Source organism: Paenibacillus agaridevorans (assembly GCF_018604145.1).
Classification (GTDB): Bacteria; Bacillota; Bacilli; order Paenibacillales; family Paenibacillaceae; genus Pristimantibacillus; species Pristimantibacillus agaridevorans.
This window is the reverse complement of sequence record NZ_CP075889.1, coordinates 1012035-1038845: the sequence shown is the minus strand read 5'-3', so window position 1 is coordinate 1038845 and position 26811 is coordinate 1012035. Positions and strand designations below refer to the sequence as shown.

General features: G+C 52.8%; 18 protein-coding genes. 5 read left to right on the top strand and 13 right to left on the bottom strand.

All coding sequences use genetic code 11. The features are described 5' to 3' along the window. Positions 1–165 precede the first annotated feature (165 nt). Both ppdK and KJW29_RS04140 read left to right on the top strand, forming a co-directional pair. Complete coding sequence (ppdK, locus tag KJW29_RS04145) at positions 166–2814, top strand: pyruvate, phosphate dikinase (RefSeq protein ID WP_214630987.1); 2649 nt, start codon at positions 166–168, stop codon at positions 2812–2814. 326 nt (positions 2815–3140) lie between these two features. After that, positions 3141–4811, top strand: coding sequence for a transposase (locus KJW29_RS04140; protein WP_246608572.1), 1671 nt, complete (start codon positions 3141–3143; stop codon positions 4809–4811). A 278-nt stretch (positions 4812–5089) separates the two neighbouring features. Here the strand turns inward: KJW29_RS04140 and KJW29_RS04135 are convergent, their stop codons facing one another. Further along, entirely contained in the window at positions 5090–6193 is a 1104-nt protein-coding gene (locus KJW29_RS04135; RefSeq protein ID WP_214628845.1) for a Gfo/Idh/MocA family protein, read from the bottom strand. A gap of 117 nt (positions 6194–6310) precedes the next feature. Then, positions 6311–7273, bottom strand: a complete 963-nt coding sequence (gene rbsK / locus KJW29_RS04130) for a ribokinase (protein WP_214628844.1) — start codon at positions 7271–7273, stop codon at positions 6311–6313. A 259-nt stretch (positions 7274–7532) separates the two neighbouring features. Here rbsK and KJW29_RS04125 point away from each other — a divergent pair, with 259 nt between their 5' ends. Further along, entirely contained in the window at positions 7533–8663 is a 1131-nt protein-coding gene (locus tag KJW29_RS04125; RefSeq protein WP_214628843.1) for a stalk domain-containing protein, read from the top strand. Here KJW29_RS04125 and KJW29_RS04120 read toward each other — a convergent pair. The 6 genes from KJW29_RS04120 to KJW29_RS04095 all read right to left on the bottom strand — a co-directional run bounded on the left by KJW29_RS04120 (position 8660) and on the right by KJW29_RS04095 (position 19290). Beyond that, positions 8660–9598 carry a VanW family protein gene (locus KJW29_RS04120; RefSeq protein ID WP_214628842.1) on the bottom strand — a complete coding sequence of 313 codons (939 nt, stop codon included), beginning with the start codon at positions 9596–9598 and terminating at the stop codon, positions 8660–8662. The genes KJW29_RS04125 and KJW29_RS04120 overlap by 4 nt on opposite strands. A gap of 81 nt (positions 9599–9679) precedes the next feature. Further along, the gene (locus KJW29_RS04115) at positions 9680–11914 is read right to left on the bottom strand and encodes a right-handed parallel beta-helix repeat-containing protein (protein WP_214628841.1); all 2235 of its coding nucleotides are present in this window, start codon (positions 11912–11914) and stop codon (positions 9680–9682) included. Positions 11915–12073: 159 nt separating this feature from the next. Continuing rightward, a complete protein-coding gene (locus tag KJW29_RS04110) occupies positions 12074–13414 on the bottom strand; it encodes a DUF445 domain-containing protein (protein ID WP_214628840.1) in 1341 nt (446 codons plus the stop codon). Further along, a complete protein-coding gene (locus tag KJW29_RS04105; RefSeq protein ID WP_214628839.1) occupies positions 13411–14709 on the bottom strand; it encodes a DUF445 domain-containing protein in 1299 nt (432 codons plus the stop codon). Before KJW29_RS04105 ends, KJW29_RS04110 begins: the two co-directional genes overlap by 4 nt. 185 nt (positions 14710–14894) lie before the next feature. Further along, a complete protein-coding gene (locus KJW29_RS04100; protein ID WP_246608571.1) occupies positions 14895–16025 on the bottom strand; it encodes a peptidoglycan-binding domain-containing protein in 1131 nt (376 codons plus the stop codon). A 571-nt stretch (positions 16026–16596) separates the two neighbouring features. Beyond that, positions 16597–19290 (bottom strand): glycoside hydrolase family 78 protein, encoded by a 2694-nt coding sequence (locus tag KJW29_RS04095; RefSeq protein WP_214628838.1) that lies wholly within the window; start codon positions 19288–19290, stop codon positions 16597–16599. Positions 19291–19438: 148 nt separating this feature from the next. On the opposite strand from KJW29_RS04095, the gene KJW29_RS04090 reads away from it, so the two are divergent. After that, the gene (locus KJW29_RS04090) at positions 19439–20302 is read left to right on the top strand and encodes a helix-turn-helix domain-containing protein (RefSeq protein ID WP_214628837.1); all 864 of its coding nucleotides are present in this window, start codon (positions 19439–19441) and stop codon (positions 20300–20302) included. Positions 20303–20308: 6 nt separating this feature from the next. Here the strand turns inward: KJW29_RS04090 and KJW29_RS04085 are convergent, their stop codons facing one another. Continuing rightward, positions 20309–21574 (bottom strand): MFS transporter, encoded by a 1266-nt coding sequence (locus KJW29_RS04085; protein WP_214628836.1) that lies wholly within the window; start codon positions 21572–21574, stop codon positions 20309–20311. A gap of 245 nt (positions 21575–21819) precedes the next feature. Here KJW29_RS04085 and KJW29_RS04080 point away from each other — a divergent pair, with 245 nt between their 5' ends. Further along, the gene (locus KJW29_RS04080) at positions 21820–22458 is read left to right on the top strand and encodes a 3'-5' exonuclease (protein WP_246608570.1); all 639 of its coding nucleotides are present in this window, start codon (positions 21820–21822) and stop codon (positions 22456–22458) included. Between the two features lie 130 nt (positions 22459–22588). On the opposite strand, the gene melA is transcribed toward KJW29_RS04080, so the two are convergent. From melA to KJW29_RS04060, 4 genes are all read right to left on the bottom strand, one after another. After that, positions 22589–24109, bottom strand: a complete 1521-nt coding sequence (melA, locus tag KJW29_RS04075; protein WP_214628835.1) for an alpha-glucosidase/alpha-galactosidase — start codon at positions 24107–24109, stop codon at positions 22589–22591. A 127-nt stretch (positions 24110–24236) separates the two neighbouring features. Beyond that, complete coding sequence (locus KJW29_RS04070) at positions 24237–25154, bottom strand: AraC family transcriptional regulator (protein ID WP_343222739.1); 918 nt, start codon at positions 25152–25154, stop codon at positions 24237–24239. 36 nt (positions 25155–25190) lie between these two features. Continuing rightward, a complete protein-coding gene (locus tag KJW29_RS04065; RefSeq protein ID WP_214628834.1) occupies positions 25191–25862 on the bottom strand; it encodes a sulfite oxidase-like oxidoreductase in 672 nt (223 codons plus the stop codon). A gap of 352 nt (positions 25863–26214) precedes the next feature. After that, complete coding sequence (locus tag KJW29_RS04060) at positions 26215–26667, bottom strand: MarR family winged helix-turn-helix transcriptional regulator (RefSeq protein ID WP_087566436.1); 453 nt, start codon at positions 26665–26667, stop codon at positions 26215–26217. Positions 26668–26811: the final 144 nt, after the last annotated feature.

The window sequence follows — 26811 nt, the reverse complement described above, 5'->3', positions numbered from 1 at the left end:
ATATTGCGTATTATATAAGAATGTGATAAAAGATATATGAGTTCAATATTTCGTTTAATGCCAAAAAAGAATCAGGAGGTTCCACTAATGGAGGCGCAATCACCTACTATACGGAATGCGATCGGTTGGAGTGCAGGGCCAGTCGCGAACCCGAAGGAGCAGTTTATGACGAATGTTAGTTCAATTGTACATTTCCACGAAGGCCATGCCGGAATGAAGCAATGGCTTGGCGGAAAAGGCGCGAGCCTTGCCGAGATGACCCGCGCGGGCCTCCCCGTCCCGCCCGGATTTACCGTCACGACGAATGTATGCAGAGCTTTTTACGAGAACGGCAATCAACTTCCGGAAGGTTTAATGCCGGATATACGAAACGCGATATTGCGCATCGAGCAGCTTAAATCTCAAAGGTTCGGCGATGAGAGAAATCCGCTGCTGTTTTCGGTCAGATCCGGTTCAGTCACTTCGATGCCGGGCATGATGGATACGATCCTCAATCTTGGCTTAAATGATGCAACCGTGCTTGGACTCTCCGGCGAAACAAAAAATGCCAGGTTTGCTTTTGACTGTTACCGCCGTTTTATTCAGATGTTCGGCAATGTGGTATTCGGCGTGGAATCGATTCACTTCGAACTGCTCCTCCATAAATTGAAACAGAAATACGGCTATCAACACGACCGGGACGTTGCTGCGGAGGCTTGGACGGAACTGATCGAATCATACAAAATGTTGATTAAAAACCATACCGGCAACGTATTCCCCCAAGATGTTTACATCCAACTGCAACTGGCCGTCGAGGCGGTGTTTCGCTCATGGAATAATCCAAGGGCTATTACATATCGCAATGCCTATCGTATTCCCGACGAGCAGGGAACTGCGGTAACCATTCAATCGATGGTATTTGGCAACAAGGGCGACGATTGCGGCACCGGGGTACTATTTACACGAAATCCGTCAACGGGCGAAAAGAGGCTGTACGGGGAATATCTCATCAACGCGCAAGGCGAAGATGTAGTAGCGGGTATTCGAACACCTCTGCCTATAAACGAAATGAATAGAGAAATGCCGCACATCTATTCTCAATTAACCGATATAGCCAAACAGCTCGAGCTGCTTAACAAGGATGTTCAGGATATTGAATTTACGGTCGAACAGAATAAATTGTTTATTTTGCAGACACGCAACGGCAAACGTACGGCTCAAGCGGCGATAAAAATTGCCGTTGACTTGGTCGACGAGGGGATTATTCTCGCAGAAGAGGCCTTGATACGCATTGAGATGGAGCACTTGGATCAGCTGCTGCACCGGGCTATCGATTCCGAGCAACAGCTGGATACCATTGCCAAGGGTCTTAACGCCTCCCCTGGAGCGGCATCCGGCCGGGCAGTGTTCGATGCCGACACGGCAGTGGATTGGAAGCTCGCAGGCCATAAAGTCATTCTTGTATGCGCCGAGACCAGCCCGGACGATATTCATGGAGTGATCGCTTCGGAAGGCGTACTGACAAGCAGAGGCGGAATGACAAGCCACGCGGCTGTCGTTGCCAGAGGAATGGGCAAGCCGTGTGTCTGCGGGTGCGAGGAAATAAGGATCGACAAGACGAACCGTCATTTCTATGTAGCCGGCCCTGGCGGTCTGGAAGAGAATTGCAGGAAGGTAGATGAGGGAGATTGGATCACATTGGACGGCTCCACCGGACGGGTCATTCTGGGAACGGTAACGCTTAAGGAACCGGAGATGACGGGAGAGCTGACAAGATTGTTGCAATTTGCGGATGGAATTCGCCGTCTAAAGGTGCTGGCGAATGCGGACAATCCGGAAGATGCACGGAAAGCCAGACAATTCGGCGCGGAAGGAATCGGATTATGCCGGACGGAACATATGTTTATGTCATCGGCACGGCTGCCTGTCGTTCAGTCGATGATCCTCGCCGAACACCAGGCAGAACGTCAACATTCGCTGGATCAGCTGTTGCCTATGCAACAAGAGGATTTTGAAGGAATATTCGCCGCCATGGAGGGACTCCCCGTTAATATACGGTTGCTTGACCCGCCATTGCACGAATTTCTGCCAAAGCTTGAACTATTGCAACAACGGCAACGGGAATCGGCAAATAAAGACGAAGAAACGAACAAGCTCATTCGTAAAGTTCAATCGCTCCATGAAGTCAATCCGATGCTGGGACAGCGGGGTTGCCGTTTAGGCATTGTTGTTCCGGAAATATACGAGATGCAGCTCAAAGCCATCTTTAAAGCCATCTTGGCTTGCAAGGAGAAAGGGATGAAAGTCCGGCCTGAAATTATGATTCCATTGGTCGGGCATGTCAACGAACTAAAGAGGGTCCGCGAATTGGCAGATCGCGTCGCAGCCGATATCCTTGGCGAAGATCATCATGTGGATTATAAGGTCGGTACCATGATAGAAGTGCCGAGAGCCGCGCTCACAGCTGATCAAATTGCGAAGGAGGCCGACTTTTTTTCCTTTGGAACCAATGATTTGACGCAAATGACCTTCGGTTACAGCAGAGACGATGCGGAAGGAAAGTTCCTATCCTGTTATGTGGATCAACAAATCTTGCCTGACAATCCGTTTCAGGTTCTGGACGCGGAAGGCGTAGGTCAGCTAATCGAGATCGCGCTCCATAAGGGACGTAAAGCCAATCCAGCTCTAAAGACGGGCGTCTGCGGCGAACACGGCGGCGATCCGCGTTCCATTCGTTTCTGCCATTCGGCCGGATTGGACTATATCAGCTGCTCGCCATACCGTGTTCCTATGGCTAGAATTGCGGCGGCTCAAGCTCTCTTAACAATCGATTAAACAAAAATCACCTGAAGGTGATTCAAAAACCAAAACGTCCAGTCACTCACTGCCTATCGGACATAAATGACGCTATTCTTCGATTTATTAGGTTTTCGAAAATCTAACGGACTTACACGACTCTATTGGCATCATCATAACGCAAATTGACTCCATTACGACCAAATAGTGTCTTTCCTGTCTGTTAAATTTGTTCGAGGTTAAAAATCGGACAAATAACGTCGCTGGTGAGGCTGTCTATTCATTGTGAAAAACTGAAATTCCATAGTCCATCTCCCCTGAACCCAGGTATAATGGAAGATATACTTGGGCCGGGGGTTTGTGCTGTGTTGAATAGACGTGTGCGTTACAAAGAGTTCGATCAAATGTCTTTTGCAGATATGATGGTATACTCCAAGCTTCCTGAGCATCCTTTTTGGAGTCACTTAGAGAAGAAGATAGACTTTTCTTTTGCAGATTCACTGTGCTCCGTGCTCTACTCGGGGCGCGGACAGCACCCGTATGCGCCTTCACTGAAGCTTAAAGTCCATCTTATTCAGATATACTACGGTCTTTCCGACCGCCAGGTGGAAGAGCGCATAATTAGCGACTTGTTCATCAAGCGTTTCTTAGGCTTGCCCGTCGACTTCTTTGGGTTTGATCACAGTACGATTGGCTTGGACCGCTCACGTATGGGAACCGCCATGTTTAAAGCCTGCCACTTCTACATTCTTGCCCAAATGTACAGCCATGGCCTTTGGGGCGATCACTCGGAGAAATGGATCATCGACTCGTTTGCCTCAAATCCCGCACTCTCGAAGCCGCGCACCTATCGCTTGATTCAACATGCTATGATCCGGGTCCTTCAACATTTAAAACGTAGCCATCGTGCGATATACCAACTCGCACTCGCTTCGGTTGAGACCGATGGACTCTACGCTCGCACCTCCGTACAACCATCTACTGCTGGTCACATGCTCGCTTTCAGCAAGTTGGTGGCACAAGCTTATGGTTTGCTTCAATGGTTTCAACTCGAGGATGTGTCTGCTTTGTTGCAAAAAGAACTCACGGAAAAAGAGCGCGAGACTTCTCAGCATTTGCAACGCATTCTGCAGGACATTTTAGAGCAGAACAGCCGACCTGTACCGCCGACTGATGGCGACCCGATTGACTCTGCGCGGAACCAAACCGAACAAGAGATTGTGTTTGAAAAAATCCCGAGCCATGAAAGAGCAAAGGATCGTCTTATGAGCGCTGTTGACCCGCACGCTCGAGTCGGGAGAAAGAATACATCCACCGTCACATGTGGCTACAAACTACAAAATTTGTGTGGGACCAGCTCCGTTGTGCTGAATGTGAACGCCGTACCTGCGAATGAACATGACAGAGAAGCTATGTACGCAATGGCCAAAGAAGTACAAAGCTTTTTCGAAATTTCGCCACGCGCCATGTTAGGTGACACCGCCTACGGCCACGGGTTGCAGCGCACTATGCTTGCCACTATTGGCATCCCTGTAGTAGCCCCTGTCATCCTGGGAAGTAACCCCTCAAAGGGATACGACCTCACCCGATTTAGCTATGACAAGGAAAAGGACTGCTACACTTGTCCGAACGAAAAGGATACCGTAAAAAAGCGTCATATTCCTCAAAGCAGCGGTTGGCAATACTATTTTGAAAAGACAGACTGTGAAAGTTGCCCCTTACGCTCGGCATGTACAACAGGAAAAGCAGAGCGCCGGGTATTTCACAGTGACTATTATGAAGTGTACGAGGCTGCCAAGGATTACAACGCTACGATTAGCGGCAAATTAGATCGCAAACAGCGCATGCTGGTTGAACGAAAGAACCAAGAATTGAAGAATGACTGTGGTTTAGAGAGACCCTTAACGAAAAGCCGAAAAGCGTTGCAGCTTAAAGGTTACTTGGCTGCCATGGTCGTTAATTTGAAACTCACGTTGAGGAAGCTATTTCCTCAAAGACCTGGGTTTATTCGACGTCGAAATGCCATTAGTTACTAAGTAGAATCCGACTCCCCAGCCCTCCGATCATCCCACTCAGCGGCTCCCTCCAGCACAAAATTTCCCCATTCCAGCACGCAACTCGTTCTTATCTACAGTGAATAGACAGCCTCCTGGTGTCTGTTAGATTTTTAAACCTGTTGTTCACAAGTCTTGGAGTTGCATCAATTCCTGTATAATGAAAAAATAGAAAGGACGGTGGCCTCTGAGCCCCCGTCCTTCCCTTTCTCCGTACAAGATTGTCCCATTTATTGCCCGGCTCCGCCGCAGCTCCAACGTTACTCGCCTAAGCTGTGATCCGCAAGACCGAGCGGGAACTGCTCAGGACGCTGGCATGTACTCTCCATTGTGTAATGAACGCCTTGCTCCGAGGAGTCAAGGATGCCGAACATCGCTTCAAGCACATGATACGCCATCTCTCCGTTCGCGCGGTGAGCGCGGCCGGTCAAAATCGCTGTTGCCATGTCCGCCGCGCCGACTCCCCTCGCATTCTCCGCTTTGCCGTAAGCCAAAGGAATGTCGGACCACTCCTGCGCGCCTGCGCGCCGGATAAGGATCTTGCCGCCGAATGTGTTGGGATCCGGCACTTCCAGAGTACCTTCACTGCCGTACAACTCGATTCTGGGCAGCGTGCTGCCGGCCTTGACATCAAAGCTTGTCAGCAGCGTAGCGATCGGGCCGGAGGCGAATTTAAGCGTACTTGCGATATGGGTTGGCGTTTCGACTTTAATTTTTTTCCCGAACAGTTCTTTGCTTGTCGCAATCCGTTCGGGAAACGAAATCTGGGCCATGCCAGTCACCTGCGTGATCGGGCCGAGCATTGCCACAAGCGCCGTTAAGTAATAGGGTCCCATATCAAAGAGCGGACCGCCTCCGGGCTGGTAGAAGAAATCCGGGTTCGGGTGCCATCCTTCCGGCCCTCCTCCCAGCATAAACGCAGTGACGCCGATTGGCGTGCCGATCCAACCGTCTTCGATCAATTTGATGCAGGTTTGGAGCCCGCCGCCCAGAAAAGTATCCGGCGCGCATCCAACGAGCAGCCCTCTGCTTTGGGCAACCTCAAGCACGCGTTTACCTTCTTCGCGAGTTGCCGCCAGAGGTTTCTCCGAATACACATGTTTGCCTGCCTCCAGCGCCTGAATCGAGACGGCCGCATGCACTTTGGGAACCGTCAGGTTGATGACCATCCCAATATCCGGGTCCGCAAGCAAGTCCTCAACCGTACATGCCCGAACGCCGTATTCGGCCGCCTTGGCAGCGGCGAGTTCCGCATTGAGATCCGCGCAGGCAACAATCTCCATGGACTCGAATCGTTTGCCATTCTGAAAGTAAATACCGCTAATATTGCCCGTACCGATAATTCCGACTTTCAACTTATCCAACGCTGTCCGCCTCCTTCAATATGACAACAAATACACTTGTATCAGTTTATCACGAATCGGCAACGTTACATATCCCTTATCCAAACGTTCCGCTACTGGGACTTCCGCCCTCAGCCTTTAATTCAGCTGCCTGGCAACTGGCTGCCGCGACAGAAACAATTCGATCTCCTCCCTGGACGGGATCGATTGCTGCGCTCCGGCTTTCATTACTGCCAGTGCGGCCGCAGCCGAAGCAAAGCGCAGAGAATTCTCCACTGTCTCGCCGCTCTCCCGCATCGCAGCGAACGCGCCAATAAATGTGTCGCCGGCGGCAGTAGTATCGACCGCCTCTACGGCAAACGCTTTGACGCGAATCGTCTCCCCGAATTTGTCCGCGTAAATGGCTCCCTTGGCTCCCAGCGTGAGCACTACGCTCTCTACGCCAGCTTCAACCAGCGCCCGCGCAGACCGGATTTCGGCGGCGGCCTCGTCTCCTTCTTCTGCCGTTAACCTCCCGCCAATCAGCGTATCAGCTTCCGTTTCGTTCAAAATCAAACAATGGATTGCCGCATAAGTATTCTCGGGCAGCTCGACAGCCGGTGCAGGATTAAAATAGACACGTTGCCCCCTCTTCGCTGCTTCTTGCATTGCCGCCAAAGTCGTCTTAAGCGGAATTTCGTTCTGCAGCAGCACGGCGGAACAGCCTTCGATAGCCGGCCACACCTGCTCCAATTCCTCGGGGTACATCTTGCCGTTGGCGCCTGGCGACAAAATAATGCAGTTCTCTCCAGCCTCGTCTACCGTAATAAACGCAAGCCCTGACGAGCCTTCCTTCCCGGCAACGGAGCCGGTATCCACCCCGTAGCCATCTAGTGACGCCATCAGATCTCGTCCATGCCCATCCGTTCCTACCGCTCCGGCCATCCTGACTTTAATGCCGGATTTTGCCGCCGCTACAGCCTGATTGGCTCCTTTTCCTCCCGGGCTGTACATCGGCTCCGAGCCGTGTATCGTCTCTCCCGGCAGCGGATGCTGCTTTACGCTGACTACGATATCCATATTTATACTGCCCAAGACGGCAATTGCGGGTTGTTCTTTCATCGTTCCATTCATCCCTTTCGATTACTGATCATATGTTTGTTTTCTAGTAGTTTAACCGATCAGGGGCGTCACCGTCTTGCATAATCTGGCTATTCTGTTGCAACAATTGGCTAACAAAGATAGGCGCACACAGATTTCGTCTGCATCGAGCGACTTATTTGTAGATCGACGGACAAATTCGACAGTATTCGACATTCAATTTCCGTTATAATGACTTCATGCAAGCATACCGACTTCCCGACAAGGAGTGACGAGAAGTATGAAGGAGACGCTGCTTAAACGAAGGAAAACGATTACATTAATTTTCGCCTTGTTATGGATCTCGGCCATGTTGTTCCCGGGTGCAGCCTTTTCGGCAGAAAGAACGGTCGAGGTATACGTGAACGGAAAATCATTAACGTTTGGGGATGCATCCCCTATCATTCAGGACGGCAGGACATTTGTCCCCTTCCGGGCGATCTTCGAGGCGCTGGGTTACACGGTAACATGGGATGGCGAGGAACAAATAGCCAGCGGGGAAAAGGACGGCTTCAAAATTGAATTGACGATAAACAGCTTTATCGCTAGAGTCGGGAGCGAGGAAACCGCGCTTGACGCTCCGGCAAAAATGATAGGCGGCAATACGTTAGTCCCCCTGCGGTTCGTATCGGAACATAGCGGATATGACGTCGTTTATATGTCAACGCAGGATACCTTTGCAATTGGCATTTATGATCAATATGATATGGATCCCATTCCCCTGCGGGCGGAGCCACGGCAGATCGCGGGACGCGTGACGGACGAGAGCGGCACGGCTGAGCCTGGCATTCCGGTCATCGCTGTTAACACAGGTTCTCCTGACACGGAAGCCAGCGGACTATCCAGCGAATTCGGCTATTATTCCATCGAGCTTCCATTAAGCACAAAAGGAGACAACTGGACGTTATCTCCTACGTACGAGATTCAATATCATGGCAAAAGTTACATCGGTGATCTCCATGCCGATCTGTCCGAGCCTGTCGATTCCCTAGAAGGCGGCATCCGCACATTGACGGCAGCTCCCATTACCGGAACCTTGTTAATGGAAGTTGACGCATCAGGTCAGTCCCTCTGGAATCCCTCCGATATCGTCATCACTTTGTCGTCGAAGGGTCCGCTGTTAGACGGCACGGAAAGCGAAACCATCGTAAAGCGCGCTTCCGAGTTGACAGGCGGGATCGGCGTACCCCTGCTGCCCATCGGGAACTATGAGGTGACCGCCCATTACATGCCGAACGGAGCCATTCCCGTTCCTCTGCAACTGCGCCTTTCGAGCAGCGACGAACTCTACGAAGGAGCTGTCACACCGCAGTTCCAGGAAAGCGCGGAAGGCGACTATTACCTTGGCATTGAAGTAAAGCTGACCGATTAATCGCTCGTTCCGTTTACGCCGCGTTCCTCGAGGTCCACTTCCTCGGGGAGCGTGCGCGATGCTCCGGGCACCTCGCGCGGCCGCGTTTCGAGCATGTCAGAGGAGAAGATCGTGACGCTCACAGAACCCGGTCCCGCGTATGCGCGAATAAGTACGGGATGATTGTATGGATTGACGAATACGAAGTCGGGGCCATACCAGCTCACCGTGGCGTCGCGGCCCGGGGGCACGTAGTGGACATTACGGCTGTGAGAGTATCGTTCGACGATCGTGAGCCCTGCCCGATCCGCCGCGTTGTACAACGTAGAGGATACCTGACAGATGCCGCCGCCAATATCTTCGTAAAGCTCTCCCCGAACGATAACTGGCGCCCGAAGATATCCTTTCTCCCCCGTCCGCATTCCAACTGTGCCATTAAAGGAAAATTTTTCGCCCGGGAAAATAACCGTATTATTAATCGCTTGTGCAGATAACACGATATTAGAGGAACGATTGCGATTCCGGCTGTTGAAGTACGTCGAATACGAGCCAATCGCGTTGACTTTGATCGCAGAGAGAACTTCGCTGTCTACGCGAGGAAAGACAGGGCGCATAGGCACCTCAAGCTCGACCCCGCCTTTCTCGAACATGCTCCCATATAATCGACGTCTAAACTCTGCGCCGTGCAGTTTCATGCCCGGCTTCTCCGGCACGATTCGACCGGCCCCGTCAAGCACCGCGTTGCGAGGTTCGGTCTCCACCCGCTCGGCCACATCCTTGATCAGCGCCTCGAGCTTGCGCTCGTCAATCAACGGTCCTACAGGAAGATCGTGTATATAATCCGATTGTTGGATTTGCGATAACGTATCGCCTTGGTGAACGATGTTGATCGGCTCTTGCGCCGTCTCCCGCGTTCCGATCAGCATCATCGCTGCCAATATCCAAGTCAAGCTCATCTGTCACTCAGCCCCGCTTCCGTAGTAATCGGATTAGTATGCGGCAGTGAAAGCAGACTTATCCATGATTGGAGGCCTTCTTCAATTATTTAGCTCGTTTCCTTCCGATACGTCATTGTCCTTGATGGACAACGCTGCATGCTTCAGCTTGTTATTTTTGATTGTATAGGGAGGCGCATCCGTTCCAGCGTATAAGGTAGAGATCCCGATGGCATACAGGTTAGATGAAATGTCGTTGCCTTGGATGACCGCTTTTAAAATATCGTGTTTATCGTTCCGCTTCCAAAAATCGTTAAGCTTGATCAACTCTACATTTTCCCGAGTCAATCGATTCGCGTTTAAGGTATTATTTTCTATCAGCACGTTAGCTGCCGACTGCACGGATATCAGGGACGCATCGCCGAGTCCCTCCAAGGTTGAGTTCCTTATAGTCAGATCCAGCTTGGCATTGTCTGCGATCAGTCCGTTCATCGCGGTAGAGCCGATTCGGAACGAACAGCCGTCGAACACATATTTCCCGCCCAAGGATAAACCGATTGCTCCCGTCTTGGCACCTTCCGCGCCCTCGAAACGGCAATTGGTGTAGGTGGCCGGCGGCAGAGATAATCCATAGGTGGAATTGTAATTCAACACCTGCAAGTTGTCGATGATGCTTCCGGGCTCAACGCCGCCGGTAAAGGTACGAAGTTTGGATTCGCCGATAATCGTAATGTTGGACAGCTTTACCTTCTTGCCGAATAAGGACAGGCCGGCCTCAGCCGATTTGTTTTTGCTAGTGATCGTGACGTTTTTTGCCGTAACCCCATATGCTTCCTTCGGGCTGATGCCCAAAATGCCGTCCGTTACTTCCATGCCGTCGATCGTAATACGAGGTCCCTCCAGCGTCGTGTACGAGTTGTTAAGCCGATTGTCCTGGAACGTGACGTCGTGGTAAGCGATAATACGCGTTCCGTCAAAATGATTCCCTCTTACAAGCGCCCCTGTAAACGGAGGCGATACGGCTAATCCGATAGCTCCTTTGGAGGCCAAATGATTCCCTTCCACGATGGCGTCTCTTCCGTCATACAGGATAACGTCATAGGAGGCGTTATTATGGAACTTATTGTCCTTGATCATAATATTGCTGTTTCGATTGCCGTTCTCGCCGAAGCCGCCTTCCACATCGATCCCGGATTGCGGCATCGTGCCTTTCATATGATGAAGCTCATTATCTACGATCAGCACGCGATCCGCGCCGCCCACCGTAATCCCCTGTCTCCTGTTGTAGGCGAATTCCGAATTTCGAACGACGACGTTAGAGCTGACTACTCGGTTCCATTGCTCGATATAGGCGCCTTTGAAGCCCTTCTGCGAGAACACGAGATGGGCATAGCTCGCTCCGTCTGGCAATGCGATGATGTCGCGGGCATTGACGCTTTTGCGACTGCTGATTAACGTGTTTTTGCTGGAATAGAAGAAGATATCGAAGCTGCGGGGCAGCTTGAGGTTATTTGCCATTTCGAATTCGCGCCGATCTTTAAAAATCTCATGGTCGAACTTCAATGGGATGGATGTTCTAATTTTCGCCGGATCGGCGACCCGTTTGCCTTTGGCGTCTATGCCTCCCGACTCGAAGCTGTTCTCGTACAGATCCCGCACCATCGTCCCATGCCCGCCCAGCACTAATCCATCTCCCGTAAAATGTGTCGCTTTCACTCCATCGATCGTCACGTTTTCCGCGCCGATGACGCTGATGCCGTATCCGCCTTCATGCGTGCCGGGCGTATACGGACTTTCCTTCTTGGAGTAATCATGCTGGTCCTTGTCGCCTTTATAGATTCCGCCTCTGAGCGTAACATTATTGTCGCCGTACCTCACTTGAAGCAAAAAATAACTTTCCTTCGCGTTTGGCTCCTTCTGAATCGTCACCTTGTCGCTAAGCTCGAACAGCATATTGGCGACCATCTCGATGCTGCTGTTTTTGTCGATCGTATACGTGCCTGCTGGAAGTGTGACTGCCGTAATGCCCGAGTTATGCGCCCAAACAAGCGCTCTGTTTATTCCCCGTGTCGTTTCAACCGGCTTGCTGCCATCGTTGCGAATGCCCCATCGTTTGAGATCGATGGTATGCAGCTTTGTTTGGTAGGCCGTGGGATCTGCCCCGTCAGGCAATTCTGCCTCCTGCAAGCTTACGGCAGCGCTTCGACTCACACTATGCGAAATGCCTGCTATTACGTTCGCTGCGGCAGGCTCAACCGTTCGCTGAAAGCCTGATAACGACGCCATCGTCATTGCCACTTGGCATGCAAGGAGTGCACTAATTATGATTAATTTCATGATATCCCCCCTTAAATTCCACTACCTTCCAACTATACCACCGCAATTGTGCGGTATACAGAACAGATAGTCCTAATTTATGAAGGGAGCCCCGAACGATCGCGGGTACGCGGCATCCATTCGGGGCTCCTGCTCGGGCATATAGCCCTAAGAGGTTGTTCAAAATATCCAATTCAGCAACGGCGCATAAATTCCGTGCAAGAAACCATAGATCAAGACGCCTACACCGGCACCGATAAAAGCGCCATTAAGTCGAATACGCTGAAGGTCGACATCAACCTTGCTCTCGATAAAAGAGACGAGTCGCTCTTTCGTGAAACCGCCGAGCGTCTTGCGCACAATTTTTCCGATCACGGCATGCTCCGTCTCGATTACCTGTCTGACGAATTGCTGAGCGTACTCTTCCAATTGCGCCTTGGTTTCTTCGTCATTTTTGAACCATTCCCAATACGATTCTAACAGTCCTGCAAACCAAGCCTTCACATCCGCTTGGCGCAAAGCGCCTTCGTCCGTGACCACATACTTTACCTCTGCTCCTTCAGCCAGCAATCCTTGAACAGTCTTAAGCAGAGCCTCAATTGTAGGCTGCAAAGAAATTTGCTCCAGCATCTCCAGCTTCCACGTTTCGATAGACGCGGCAATGTCCTTGCTGTCGGACAACTTATCCGCCAATACATGGAGCTGCGTCTCCAGCAAGACGCGCATTTCATGGTCCGGACGTTTCAGCTCTTCCATAAACGTGAGCAGATCGCGATGGAGTGTCTGGGCCGCATCGTCAAGATTAAGCGCGTCCGCGGATTCCGCGAACTCGACGATTTTTTGTTTGAACCATCTTGCGATAGAACCGCCTTCGTTCACGAACTTGTTTTTCTCCCGGGACAGCATCTCGCGTATAGCTTCTTTGACTGCATCGCCTGCTGTCAGCTTTGCAGCATAATCGACAATGTACCCTAGCCAGCTCTGAACGTTTCCGCTCCGAAGAATCCATTTCAGCCCTTTGCCGGCATACGATGACAGATTGACTCCCCGCAGCGCATTCCTCGTATGATGATCCAAAGTTTGAGATGTAGCGGACGTATCCATCCTCTTAATCAGGTTGCTTGCCAACGTCCAGCCCAAATCGGATATCCGTTTGCCATCCGGGCGACTGTCCGCCCACGAGATCAGCGCTTCCACAATTCGGAACTGTTTGATTTTGTCACGGATGAGCTCCTTGTTGAGCAATTGCTCTTCGACCATATAAGCGACGCCGTCCACCAGTTTGTCGCGGTTCCTTGGGATAATCGCCGTATGAGGTATCCAGCTCCAGCCGAACGGATGGCGGAACAATACCGTTATCGCAAACAAATCCGCCAGCGCTCCGACAAGGCCGGCTTCGGCCGTATAGAGCAAAAGCCGTGACCACCAGGCAGCGGGATAATAGTAATGACCGATCGCCGCGCCGATAAACAGCAAGGCAAGCAACAGCAGGCTGGCATTTGCCTTTTGTTTCATCGTCATGAACCGCCACCCCCTATCCAGAAGGTTGCGCAATAAAGCACGATTCCGACGAACGACCCCACGAGCATCCCGTTTAACCGGATATACTGGAGGTCCTTGCCCGCCTTATCTTGGACGAGCTCGATCAGATCCTTCTCCGAGAATGCGCCGAGCTTCTCTCTTACGAGCAAGCCGATCATGGCATGCTTCTGCGTAATCCAGGACAACAATCCACGTTTCATCATAACGTCGAGAGAGGTTTGAAGGCTTCCATCCGACGCCAACCGGTCCATCCCTTTATTCAATTGCGCGCGCAGCCACATAAGCGGCTGTGAGACAGAATCGTCGTTAGACATACCTTGCGCTTCGGTAAGCTTCTCTCGAATTCTCTCCAAGCGGACTGCCAGAAATTCGTCCAGCTTCAGCTTTCCGTTGGCGGCTTGCAGCAGCTGATGTTTGCCAGCCTCGACCTTCTGCCGTAATGCCTCGTCTTCGCGAAGCCTTTTTACGAGATCGATCATTTTACCGCGCAGCACCACTCTTTGCGGATGATCGGCTTGACCGAGCTCCGAGAGAAATTGAACGATCCAGGCTTGAACCTTGGAACTGATGGCATGCGCGTTCATGCCGGCCGTAAAGTCGACCAGACGTCTTCTGAACTTCTCTCCTTCGTAGGATTTGATGGCAGCGGCAGCAAACTTCTCGATCAGCTCGCCAAATTGCGGCGTACCCGCCAATCTGGCCAATTGCTCGGCGCCGAACGTGATGATTCGATCATCGTATCCGTTCTTTACGCTCCACTCTGCTACATCCGCAATAAGATCGGCAATCTGGATCGTACCCGCCCGTTCCTTGGTAAACGCTTCGATACCTAGCGCAAGCTGTTCGGCATCCACCTTGCCCAGCAAGTCAGCGACCAGCTTGACGGCAAGCTCCTTCGCATTCTCTTCCCCGCCGTGTTCATGCAAATAACGAACGACGACATCGGCCAAGTTCAACTCCTCCAACGTTTCTTTGATGGCGTCGACGGTAAGCAGTTCTTTCTCTACCATATCCGATAATTCGCCAATAAGCCGCTCCCGATTTTTTGCGATAATACGCGTACCCATCCACGACGGCCACGCTACTCGCAGCGGATTGCCGAACAAGGCGCTGATCGCAAACGAATCCGCCAACCCGCCGATTGTCGCCGCGCTGAAAGCCGCGAACAGCAACCCTCCGCCGAACGTATGCTGGAACGGGAACGTGGCCAATATGCCTGCCGCCGATAGAGCAAGCAATGCATTCGCTTGGGATTTGATGTTGTTCTTACGCATGCTCCCATCACCAACTTTGTTATAATTGCTAGAATCTTCTACTGCTAGTTTACCCTTTTTTAGTTCCGTCAACCACCTGCCTTAGTCGAATAGCTCTCATGCGTCAGTCGTATCCCCCAATGGAACCAGAGAAGGACCTGACGCCAATCGTCAGGTCCTTCCTTTCCGCTTAGCGCGGAGCCGCGTTATTGCTGGCTTTTGGACTTGCTGTCCACGCCGCCCATGTTGCCTTTGCCGCCGCCTGTTCCGGCTCCGCCAGTACCGCCGCCCATGTTGCCTTTGCCGCCGCCTGTTCCGGCTCCGCCAGTACCGCCGCCCATGTTGCCTTTGCCGCCGCCTGTTCCGGCTCCGCCAGTGCCGCCGCCCATGTTGCCTTTGCCGCCGCCTGTTCCGGCTCCGCCAGTACCGCCGCCCATGTTGCCTTTGCCGCCGCCTGTTCCGGCTCCGCCAGTGCCGCCGCCCATGTTGCCTTTGCCGCCACCGATGTTGCCTTTCTCGCCGCCAGTACCTCCGCCGATGTTGCCTTTACCGCCACCGATGTTGCCTTTCTCGCCGCCAGTACCACCGCCGATGTTGCTTTTGCCGCCGCCTGTTCCTGTACCGCCAGTGCCGCCGCCGATGTTGCCTTTGCCGCCGCCTGTTCCTGTGCCGCCAGTTCCGCCGCCGATGTTGCCTTTGCCGCCGCCTGTTCCTGTGCCGCCGGCACCTCCTTCGATACCGGTTCCTGCACCACCGCCTGCGCCTGCACCGCCGCCTGCGCCACCTGCTCCGCCGCCTGCGCCACCAGCTCCGCCGCCTACGCCACCTGCACCGCTGCCTGCGCCGCCTGCACCGCCGCCTGCACCACCAGCTCCGCCGCCTGCACCGCCTGCACCGCCGCCTGCGCCACCTGCTCCGCCGCCTGCACCGCCTGCACCGCCGCCTGCGCCACCTGCTCCGCCGCCTGCGCCACCTGCTCCGCCGCCTGCACCGCCGCCTGCACCACCAGCTCCGCCGCCTGCACCTTTGCCACTTGCTTTTCCTTTCCATTTGGCTTGCGCTTTCGTGCCAGCTTTAGCAGCGGAATAGGAATAGGTAATCGATTGTAACGTTTTTGCATCCACTGAGCCTGTTACCTGCAATCCGTGCATTTTTTGATAATACTTTACGCCTTTTACGGTTTGAGGTCCGTAATAACCATCAATTGGTCCTGCGTAGCTGCCGATCGACTTCAGCATGCCTTGAATGACGTATACGTCGGGACCCTTCGCCTTTTTGCCAACTGCCTGAGTCGTTTGTGGCAGACTGAACATAAGCGCTAACGTAATAACAGCCACACTTACATATTTAGCTGCACGAATTGCAGGGTGTTGCCTTCTTTTTTTTCCTGAAGCATCTCTGACTTGATTTTTCACTGGATCGCACACAGCCTCTCTAAATAGGGGTTTTTATTTCCTTGCTTACTATCCCCATTTTTCGGAATTCATTACGCGCCATCCAAAAAAATCTTTGTCTATACCCCCCTTTTACTAACAGCAAGCACAATCGGCTGCTCTTGGCAACGCTTTTTTTAACGCCTACAGTTGCTCGATCGCCTACTTTTCGAAGCCATAAGCGTTACTAACGCCTATAGACACTAATCTGAGTTACTTTACGCTCCATCGGCGTTTTTAACGCCTACAGCTGCTCGTTCACCTACTTTTTGGAGCCATAAGCGTTACTAACGCCTATGGGCGCTTTCCCATTACAGCTGAAGCTTATTACCCACAGTCTGGTATGTCGCATTATAAAGAAACAGCTCCTCCGGTCATAATCCGAAGAAGCTGTTGTACGTTTGGGTTTATACGGTTGTTTTCTCTATCTTCGCTATCTTTCCTACGCTCACGGTATTCATGCCAAGTTGAACTCTTAGCTAATCGCAACAGCCGGCTGGCCGTTGAAGTCGTACGCAAACTTGTACGTGCCGGAGCCTGCCTCCACGATTACGCCATCACCAGACTTCAGCAGCGTTAAACCTGCCGAGCTTTCCAGCGGCTGTCCGCTCTCCGCGACGACGTCGGAGCCGGCCGCTCCCGGCAGCCGGATCTCCGCGCTCGTATTCGGCGGCACGGTAACCTCCAGCTCGATGACGCCGTTATCGCCGAGCTTCCAAGCCGAGCGGATTCTGCCGTACATCGTCTCCAGCTCGCCCTCGGCGAATGTCAGTCCGCCTCCCGGCTGCGGCGCGACGACGAAGCGCTTGTATCCTGGCGCGGACTCCTCGGGCTGTATTCCCGCGACCGTGCGGTAGAGCCAGTCTCCCACGGCGCCGTAGGCATAGTGATTGAACGAGTTCATATCCGCGCTCCAGAAGCTGCCATCCTCCTTGATGCCGTCCCAATGCTCCCAGATCGTCGTTGCTCCTTTTGTTACGGGATAGAGCCAGGACGGGTAGTCCTGTTGCAGCAGCAGCGTATACGCCTCGTCCAGCATGCCATGTTTGCTTAGCACGTGGCTGATATAAGGCGTGCCTACGAAACCCGTCGTCAGATGATGTTTGCTGGCTTCCAGCAGTTCCTTCAATCGCAGCGCCGAACGACGCTCGGAAGGTTCGTCGAGCAGCTCGAACATAAGCGCCAGCACATGTCCCGTCTGCGTCGACGAAGAGAGACGTCCGCCCGGCGTCACGAATTCCTTGCGGAACGCATCCGCGACTTGACGCTCCAGCTCCGCATAGTGCGCCGCATCCTCTTCCCGGCCAAGCACCTCCGCCGACTTCCGTACAAGCTTAACGGAATAAGCGTAGAAGGCCGATGCGATGATATCGCGATCCGTCGCTCCGATATAATCGCCGGACTTGGCGTCGAGCCCCAGCCAATCGCCGAAGTGGAAGCCCGTATTCCACAGGTAAGGATTATCTCCCTGCGCCTCGACGTACGATACCCAGCCCTTCATGCTGTCATATTGCCGCTCCAAAATACGTTTGTCGCCATAGCTGGCATACAACGTCCACGGAATAATGACGGCCGCATCGCCCCATGCCGCCGATCCGTAAGAGTCGTCGGCCAGCACATGCGGCACGACGAACGGAACTGCTCCGTCGCTTCGTTGATCCGCTGCGAGATCGCCTAACCACTTCGCGAAAAATGGCGCCACATTGTTCAAGTAGACGGCCGTTCCTATAAACATTTGGGCATCTCCCGTCCAGCCCAGACGTTCGTCGCGCTGCGGACAATCCGTCGGCACATCGACGAAGTTCCCCTTCAGCCCCCAACGAATATTGCTCTGAAGCTGGTTAATTAGCGGATTCGAGCAAGAGAACTTCCCTGTCTCCTCCATGTCCGAATGGATAACGACAGCTTCGAACGCATCCCGCTCGAACGCTGACACCGCCCCTTCCAGCTTGACAAAACGGAATCCCTGGAACGTAAATCTCGGCTCGAACGTTTCGATGCTTTCACCCTTCAACGTATAACGGATATTTTGCTTCGCCGATCGCAGATTGTCTGTATAGAAATTACCTTCGGCATCAAGCACTTCGGCATGTTTCAAAGATACCTCGTCACCCGCCGTTCCCCGTACGCTGAATTTCACCCATCCGACCATGTTTTGGCCGAAATCGATAACGGTCTCGCCCCTCGGCGTCGTCAGCCATTCTACGGGCTTCAGCGTCTCCTTTTTCCGTACCGGCACGTTAATCTGCGGCGTCAGCACTTCGTAGGTTTGCGAAATCGCCTCAACAGACTGCCAAGCGGACGATTCGGAAAATGCAGTCGTGCTCCAGCCGGGGTGTTCCAGCGAAGCATCGTAGGTTTCCCCATGATAGATTTCCGACATCCGGATCGGGCCCGGGGCCGAAGTCCAGCTTCCATCCGTGGCAATAACCTCTTCGCCGCCATCCTCATACTGGACGTGAAGCTCCGCTAGAAGCGCCAACCGATTGCCATAAATCGCCTTCTGATGACTCCAAGCCAGATTCCCTTTATACCAACCGTTGCCGAGCCAAGCGCCAATGGCATTGTTGCCAGCCGTCAAATGATCCGTTACGTCGTACGTCTGCGTCTGCAGCACATTGTTGTAGCTCGTCCAGCCCGGCGCGAAATACGTATCGCCAACCCGCTTTCCGTTCAGCTCCAGTTCGTACAGGCCCAGCGCAGTTGCATAGATTCGAGCTTGCTTAACCTGACCGCGCAGGGTAAATGTTTTGCGAAGCAGCGGTACTTGCTCGGCATCCGCTGGCAATTGCGCCAAAGGCGCCGATATCCACTGGCCCGACCACGCCTCTCCCTTAAGCTTGCCCGTCTCCCAAAATGCGGCAGGAGACCAGTCCGATACGACTCCGTCCCCATCCCATACGCGAACGCGCCAATAATAACGTTTGCACGATTCGGAGATTAGACCTGCCGCTTCGACGAAGGTCGATTGCTCCGTGTAAATGATGCCGGATTGCCACAGAATGTCGTGGAAGCCCGCATCCGATGCGACTTCGAGCTCGTAAGCTGATTGATTGACTTTGCGTTGGCCAGAAGTCGCTTCCAGCTTCCAACTGAGCAGAGGCTGCCTCTCCCCGATGCCGATCGGATTGTGCTGGTATTCGCATTGGACACTTGTAACTTGGATCATCGTTAACCCTCCTATAATAACGGCTCCTAAGAGCTGCGCGTAATATAGTTCTTATTATAAGAGAGCAATTACATTCGATTATAGGTATAATGGACATAATGCATGGGTAAAACGGACATTTTTTTGCAGGAAGTTGGAGGGAGTTTTCATGAAAAAAACGACAGAAACGTTACGGGGCAACTACTTCTTTAAGCAAGACGAGCTGATTTATGTAAATCGGAACGACGAAAACTTTGTTGGTCCGTTCCATGATCATGATTTTCTCGAAATCGCGTATATCGTGGAGGGCGAAGGCTTCCACCATATCGGAGAATCGGTGCAGAAGGTCCGCAAGGGGGAGCTGTTTTACTTGCCCATCGGCATCTCCCATGTCTTCCGTCCAAAATCCACCTCGGGACAGAAGCTGGTTGTCATCAATTGCCTTTTCTCCCCCAACTTGTTGCCCAAGCTTATCGCATTTGCCTCGGAGAAGCCGACAGTCGATTTCCTGTGGCGAATGAGAGATGGCCTCCTAAGCAATTACAGCGTCCGGGATCGGAACGACCGCTTCGAGCGCCTGTTCCAGTCTATGTTCGAGCAGTATTCGACACGTGCGCCAGGCTGTGAAGATATGCTGCATGCGCTGCTATTCCAGCTCATGGTCGAGCTGCACCGTTCCATGAGGGAGAGCGAGAATACGGACCAGTCGCTGCCCAAGGAAGCGGCTTTCCAGGATCTTCTGCATTATCTTCGCAATAATTGCGAGCAGGAGCTGACTTTATCGCATCTCGCTCACTTAAGCGGCTTCAGCGAGCGACACTTGCAGCGGTTATTCCACCAACACACCGGCCAAAGCTGGTTCAAATATTGGCAGTCCGTCCGGGTTCGCCGAAGCTCGGAGCTTTTGCTGCGAACGTCCGACAAGATTCAGCATATTGCCGAAGCTGTCGGCTACAAGGACATTCATTCCTTTAACGCGGTGTTCAAGCGGCTGACCGGTCTTACTCCGAGCCAATACCGGAAGCGCGATTAATTTCCTTTATTGCTCCGTTTTCTCCATGTCCTGCCCTTTTTCCCTGATTAGGAACACCAATATATATTGCAGGACGGCCATGATGAACAAGATGACGGGCATAATCGCAGACTCCAGATCGGTGGCCCACAGCACCAGCAGCGCGATCGACAGCACCCTGCCTACATTCAGGAACAACTCCCGCATAACGACGGATTCGATTCGCAGCTGTCCTTTGAGCGGAAGCGTGCCGATCAGCCTGTAGTAATAAGAAGTTAGCGTATTGATAGCAAGCGGATTGCAGATCGAGAACAGGATCATAAACAGGACGACGGACCACAATTCCACGCCGAAGAGGAGCAGCCCGGAACCTGCCACTACGCCTGTCGTGGACAGGAATACGTATTGTCTGACGTTCTCCTTCTGCGCCTTGCGCGAGATAACATACCCCGTAGCGACAGTCAGCGAGGAGAAGAAAACCCCGAGATATCCGACCCAGTCCTCCCGTCCCACCGCCTGGAACAACATAATATTGGGCAAGAACAGCATCAGCCCCTGGAACAGGCCCAGTATAAAGAAGCTGTACAGCGCCTTCAGCCAGCGTCGGTTACGGTGCATGACGAGCCCCATTAATTTTAGATAATAAACCTTGTGATGGGTTTCCACCATGGGGATTCGAAAGCTGACAACGGCGGCTATGACGAACATGACAAATGCGATCGTAAAGATCGTTATATACCCTTGCAGTCCGTCGTTCCGCTGAATGACGAATCCCGCAAGCGCCGGTCCCAGCAGCCCCGCGCCATTGAACATGACCATGTTCATCGCCAAAAACCGAATCCGGTTCGCCTCCGTCGACACATCGTATTGAAGAACGAGATAACCCGTCCAATAGAAACCCGAAGCGATCCCGTTGAACAATGCGAACCAGACGTAATATTGCGGGACTTGCTCCTGCGCCAGAATAACCATCAAATAAAACAACGCGATCATCACGATGCCGACTCGATACGTCACCATCCGATCGCGTTTTTTCGCGATCAAGCCGCCCGCCGCAAAAGCAATGGGGGTAATCGCGAACACAATGAGGTTGTACAGCGCATTAACTTTGAGATCCTGGGTCAACCGCCACAGATACAAGTTCAAAAATAAACCCGACATAGAAGCCCCGAACTGAAAGCAGCTATGAATCAGCAGAGCGGTTACGGCATCCTTGCCAAGCCTTCTCTCCGGCGGTATGCCCTCTCCCTTCGCCATGTCTTTCAACGTATGCCACAAATGCCGCAATGCCATCTGACGTTCCCCCTCGTCGCTCAACACGTATCTCCGTTGTTGTTGCCAATACGATTAGTTTATCATATCGGGTCGGGATGGGAAGTCCAATTCTATCCAAAAACAGAATTCCGCCTAACTCTGATTCTACGCTCGCCACAAAGCTTCCCTTGCAGGAATCCGCTCCTGAGGGAGGGAATTCCTGCCTGATGTAGAATACATAAAGTACGTGTTCAAAAAGTTCGGTTCTCAGTACCGAGAAGGCGGTGATTCCAATAAAAGCAATACAACAACTTAGCTTTACGGTATTCGACTTCGAGACGAGCGGGCTCGACCCCAAAAACGACCGCGTCATCGAGATGGCGGCGATCCGTGTCGTAAACGGAGTCGTCGCTGGAGAGTTTAGCACGCTGGTGCAGTACGACGGCAAGCTGTCTCCCAAAATTACGGAGCTTACCGGCATTACGGACGACATGACGGCATGCGGCATGGACGAGGATACCGCGTTCCGCATCCTGAACCGGATGCTTGGCGATCATATTCTTATCGCCCATAACGCCCAGTTCGACCTCAGCTTTCTTCATCATTCCTTGATGAGAATCGCGGGAAGGTCGTTCCGGAACGATTTTATCGATACGTTGACCATCAGCAGAGCAAGACATGTATACCCGCATACCCTTAAGGATATGTGCGACCGCTACGGCATTCCGCTGATCGGCGGCCATCGCGCTTTAAACGACGTCATCGCTTGCTGGGAGCTGTTCCGGACAATGCATGAAGAACAGCCGGCAATGGATTCGCTGAACGTGCTCGGATATATGAGAAAATACGGCCCTCCCAAGTGGAGTCCCCCAAACGCCAAACTTGTGCCGATCGAGCTGAAATACGCGCCTCGCGAAGCTTAATTCGCCATGCATAACAACCAAGGCGAAACGGCTGTCGCCGTCCTTTGGCGGCGCAGCAAAGACCCGGATGCCGTATCCGGGTCTTTCTCTTAGCGTTCATGCAGCCGCAATGTAAGCGGCATTATATCTATCAGCCATTCGAAGACGTTGCCGTCTTTTCCCGATCTTTGCCTTTGTCCGACTCGCCCGCATTGCGATTGGCGGATTCCCGATCCTGCTGCATCTCCTCCACTGTCTTGACCTTCAGACGGGCAGCTCCCTTGTAATCACGGGTAGGCAGCAGCGGTCCCTTCTCCAGCCGCTCTCGTGCCGCATGGATGGCATCGCCGTATTGCGGCAGCCACTGTTCTCCCGCCACCAGCATCTCGTCGACCATCTGCCAGATTTCCTTGGGGTTGCATACCGCTCCTACCAGAGGGTCCATCATAAACGCCTGGCGCAGCAATTGATCGTCGCCGCTCACCGCCGCCTCCACAGCTAATCGCTGCACGGAGATGCTTACGTTGCAAACCGCTGCAGGGCCTAGCGGCAGCTCGCCGACATGCGGCATGGAGATGCCGTTGCGATCCACGTAACCCGGCGCCTCGATAATGGCGTCATCCGGCAGATTGGAGATGACGCCGTTGTTGACGACGTTGAAGTGGCCTCGATACACCCGCCCCGTCTCCAGGCTTTCGATGATGTAGCTGCCGTGCTCCTCGCCGCGTTTCTCGCCTTTGTACTCGTACGCGGGCTCCTTCATCCAGTTCGGGAAGTCCGTCTCGAACCAGTTGCGTCCTTCCGTGCTTACTCGCAAGTAACCGCCGGTCTCCCCGTTGATCCACGAACCGAGGTCGATCCAATCTCCGATCTCCTCCGGACGTTTCCGATACCATGGCACGTACTCGCTTAGATGTCCATTGGATTCCGTACTGTAGTACCCGAAGCGGCGCAGCATGTCGATACGCACCTTTTCCGTTCGGCTGAAATCCTCGTGGTTCTCGAATGCTTCCAGCAGCCTGCCGGTCAAGTCCTCCCCCTTGTGCTTGATGGAGATGTACCAGGTCTGATGGTTAATGCCGGCGCAGATAATATCCACTTCCTTCTTCTGGAGCCCGAAAGCCGTCGCGATTTGCCAGTGTCCGCCCTGCACGCCGTGGCACAGGCCGATCGTGCGAACGCCGCCGTACTTGTTGCATGCCCAAGTCAGCATCGCCATAGGGTTGGCGTAATTGAGCAGAAGTACGTCCTCTGACGCGCATTCCCGAATATCACGGCAGATGTCCATCATCGCGGCAATGCCGCGTTGACCGTACATGATGCCTCCCGCGCTTAACGTATCTCCGACACATTGATCGACGCCATACTTTAGCGGGATATCGATATCCGTCGCGAATGCCTCCAAACCGCCGGCGCGAATCGTACAGATCACGTATTTGGCTCCTTGCAGCGCTTCCCGGCGATCCGTGGTCGCCTGAATTCGGATGGACAGACCGTTTTCGTCGATATCGCGCTGGCATAATTCCGTCACCATGCGCAAGTTATGTTCGTTAATGTCCGTAAACGCTACTTCCGTATTCGCGAACTCCGGCACCGACAGCAGGTCGCGCAACAACCCTCTCGTAAATCCGATCGAACCCGCACCGATGAATGTAATTTTGAAAGAAGACATAAAATCAACTCCTTCTCTAATGGTTGACAACTGGGTATGTGTTTCTCATCCCTATTGTAGCAACACAAAGAAGAAACCGTTATCAATATCCTGACGAGCTCGCGGAAGAGGTGTTAGAAATCGTCACTTATTCGATGGAATACTTATGGGTTTGCAAGGAATTCCGATAAGCGATCGGCGTCATGCCGGTATGTTTTTTGAACATGGCATGGAAGTATGGCCGGCTCCCCACCCCGACATAATCGCAAATATCGGCGACGGGAATATCCGTCTGACCCAGAAGCATTTTCGCTTTGGCCATTCGGACTTCATTGAGGTAAGCGGTCACCGTCTCGCCCGTGCCTTCCCGAAAAATGCGGTGCAAGTATCCGGGATGCAGATTGACGGAAGCGGCGATGTCTTTTACTTGTATATCGCGATCGTAATTATGATGAATGAAATGAACGGCCGCTTTCACATAATGATGGATCGGATTTTCTTCGACCTTAAGCGATTCCTTGCGAATGTGGGCCAAGGTTACGAACAACTGAGCGAACAGCAGCCCCGTCCGCATCTCCCGCCTCCGCTCGCCGGCATCCAACTCCAGCACAAGACTTTTGAGCAGCGGATACAGCTCGTCATTGTCCCGCAGCACGAGCACCGGCGACTTCTCTTCCGTCAGCTCCGCCACGAGAGGATCCTCGTTAGCCAGCGCTCGAAGCGATGGCAGACTTGTAGCTTTCTCCTGCATCGTAAACTCGATGTTGAGCATCCGGCACGGCCCGCGATCGTCCACGATGAGTCGGTGAGGAACGTTGGCATCCAATACGATGAAGTCGCTTCTTCTAAGCGCGTGGGAAGATGAAGAATACGCGGGCGCCGAATCCGTCTCGATTCGGCACTCGCCAGTAATGACGTACATGATCTCGATGGAGTCATGCGTATGATAATCCATCGAGTAGTCCGACCATTGCTTGTAGTAGTACGCATAAACTAGCGGATGCAGCTCGCTGTTCATCCATTCGCGCTTGAACAGGCCGAAGCTTGGCGCCGGATCATTGCTCATAAAGCTTGCACCGCCTCGTACATCGGCAAATACATATTAATCAAACTCCTCCTTCAGCCATTCATCCTCTGGCATGTGAAATTCTTCGCTGGAGAACCGCTCCTCCTTAAAGGGATCGGCATAATTATGGAAGCCGTTCTGCTCCCAGAAGCCGGGACGGTCTTCCTTCATAAATTCGATGCCGGTAATCCACTTGGCGCTTTTCCAGAAGTAGAGATGAGGTACGACGAGCCGCATCGGCCAGCCATGTTTGTCCGTCAGCGGCTCGCCGTCGAAGCGATGCGCCAGAATAACGTCTTCGCGAAGCAGATCCGCAAGCGGAATATTCGTCTCGTAATCTTCGTCCGCATGGATCATGACGTAGCGGGCTTCCGGCTTCGCTCCCAGCAGCGGCAGCAATTCGGAGAACTTGATCCCTTCCCAGTCCGTATCCAGCTTCGACCAACGTGTGACGCAATGGATGTCGCAATGCACTTTGGTCTGCGGCAAAGCGAGGAGTTCGTCGAAGGAGAACGTCTTCTCCTGTTTCACTTCGCCGAACACGCGAAGCTTCCAGGACGCAAGATCGTATTCCGGCACGTCTCCTTCGTGCAGGATTGGGAACCGTTCCGTCACCGTCTGGCCCGGCGGCACGCGATGGGCGATTTCCGCAGGCGCCTGAGGCAGCTTGGGGGATACCTTCTTCAGTCTTTCCGCTTTGTTATTCATCTTCTACTCACACTCCTAGAGGGTAATCACCCCGAGCTTCCGCTCGCTAACGGACATAGACGACATTATTGGCATCATCATAGCGCAAATTAGCTCCATTTCGACCGAATAGCGTCTTTCCTGTCTGTTAGATTTTGTTTGAGGTAAAAATCGGACAAATAGCGTCGCTGGTGTCTGTTAGATTCTTTAATCTTATGTTCACAAGTCTGGGAGTCGCATAATTTCCTATACAACAAGCAAACCAGCTGCGAGTGGCAGCCGGTTACGTAAACGATCATTCCTGTACTATTGCGCTAACCGTTTAAATGCTTTGATTTTGCCCGACTTAAATTTGATAACATTCGGCGTCCACTTACTCTTGCGCTTCCGCCATGTTCACGCTCATCTGTCGAAACAGTTCGATGCCCGCGGTCATCGACTCTTCGCTCAAATTATGGAACAACTTCATCATAACCCGCTCCCGAGTTTTCATCATCTCGCCGACGACCGCCTTGCCTTGCTCGGTCAGCATAAGCTGCACTGCACGCCTGTCCCGCTCACTCCGTTCGCGCTTTACGAACCCGAGATCGATGAGTCTGTCCGCGATTCCCGTCACGCCTCCGTTGGTGATGGATAGTCTCTCGGCAAGCTCGGAAGAACGAATCGCTCCCGTCTCGGACAAAATAATGAGCATCCGGCCATGCGTCATATTAAGCCCATGCACGTTGTGCCGATTCCATTCCGCGATAATGAGCTTCCGCACCTCGCGGAATATATCGTCCAGCTCCTTCATCAGAGCATAACGTCTTCCATTGCTTTCGTTCAACGAACGCCACTCCCATCCGGATCTATACCTGTATTCATCTTGAAATCAGTATAGACTGGCCTCCCTATAGCGTCAACGTTTTCGCGGGCAATTATTCCAAGGGAGTGTCGAATGTCGAAAAACGATCATGTCTCTGCGGAATTG

Bases quoted from the DNA above. Each gene is read 5' to 3' on its own strand.
- rbsK (WP_214628844.1), bottom strand. From the start codon at position 7,273: ATGAAAGAACAACCCGCAATTGCCGTCTTGGGCAGTATAAATATGGAT.
- KJW29_RS04105 (WP_214628839.1), bottom strand. From the start codon at position 14,709: ATGCGTAAGAACAACATCAAATCCCAAGCGAATGCATTGCTTGCTCTA.
- ppdK (WP_214630987.1), top strand. From the start codon at position 166: ATGACGAATGTTAGTTCAATTGTACATTTCCACGAAGGCCATGCCGGA.
- KJW29_RS04085 (WP_214628836.1), bottom strand. From the start codon at position 21,574: ATGGCATTGCGGCATTTGTGGCATACGTTGAAAGACATGGCGAAGGGA.
- KJW29_RS04110 (WP_214628840.1), bottom strand. From the start codon at position 13,414: ATGACGATGAAACAAAAGGCAAATGCCAGCCTGCTGTTGCTTGCCTTG.
- KJW29_RS04070 (WP_343222739.1), bottom strand. From the start codon at position 25,154: ATGAGCAATGATCCGGCGCCAAGCTTCGGCCTGTTCAAGCGCGAATGG.
- KJW29_RS04125 (WP_214628843.1), top strand. From the start codon at position 7,533: ATGAAGGAGACGCTGCTTAAACGAAGGAAAACGATTACATTAATTTTC.
- KJW29_RS04095 (WP_214628838.1), bottom strand. From the start codon at position 19,290: ATGATCCAAGTTACAAGTGTCCAATGCGAATACCAGCACAATCCGATC.
- KJW29_RS04090 (WP_214628837.1), top strand. From the start codon at position 19,439: ATGAAAAAAACGACAGAAACGTTACGGGGCAACTACTTCTTTAAGCAA.
- melA (WP_214628835.1), bottom strand. From the start codon at position 24,109: ATGTCTTCTTTCAAAATTACATTCATCGGTGCGGGTTCGATCGGATTT.
- KJW29_RS04120 (WP_214628842.1), bottom strand. From the start codon at position 9,598: ATGAGCTTGACTTGGATATTGGCAGCGATGATGCTGATCGGAACGCGG.
- KJW29_RS04115 (WP_214628841.1), bottom strand. From the start codon at position 11,914: ATGAAATTAATCATAATTAGTGCACTCCTTGCATGCCAAGTGGCAATG.
- KJW29_RS04065 (WP_214628834.1), bottom strand. From the start codon at position 25,862: ATGAATAACAAAGCGGAAAGACTGAAGAAGGTATCCCCCAAGCTGCCT.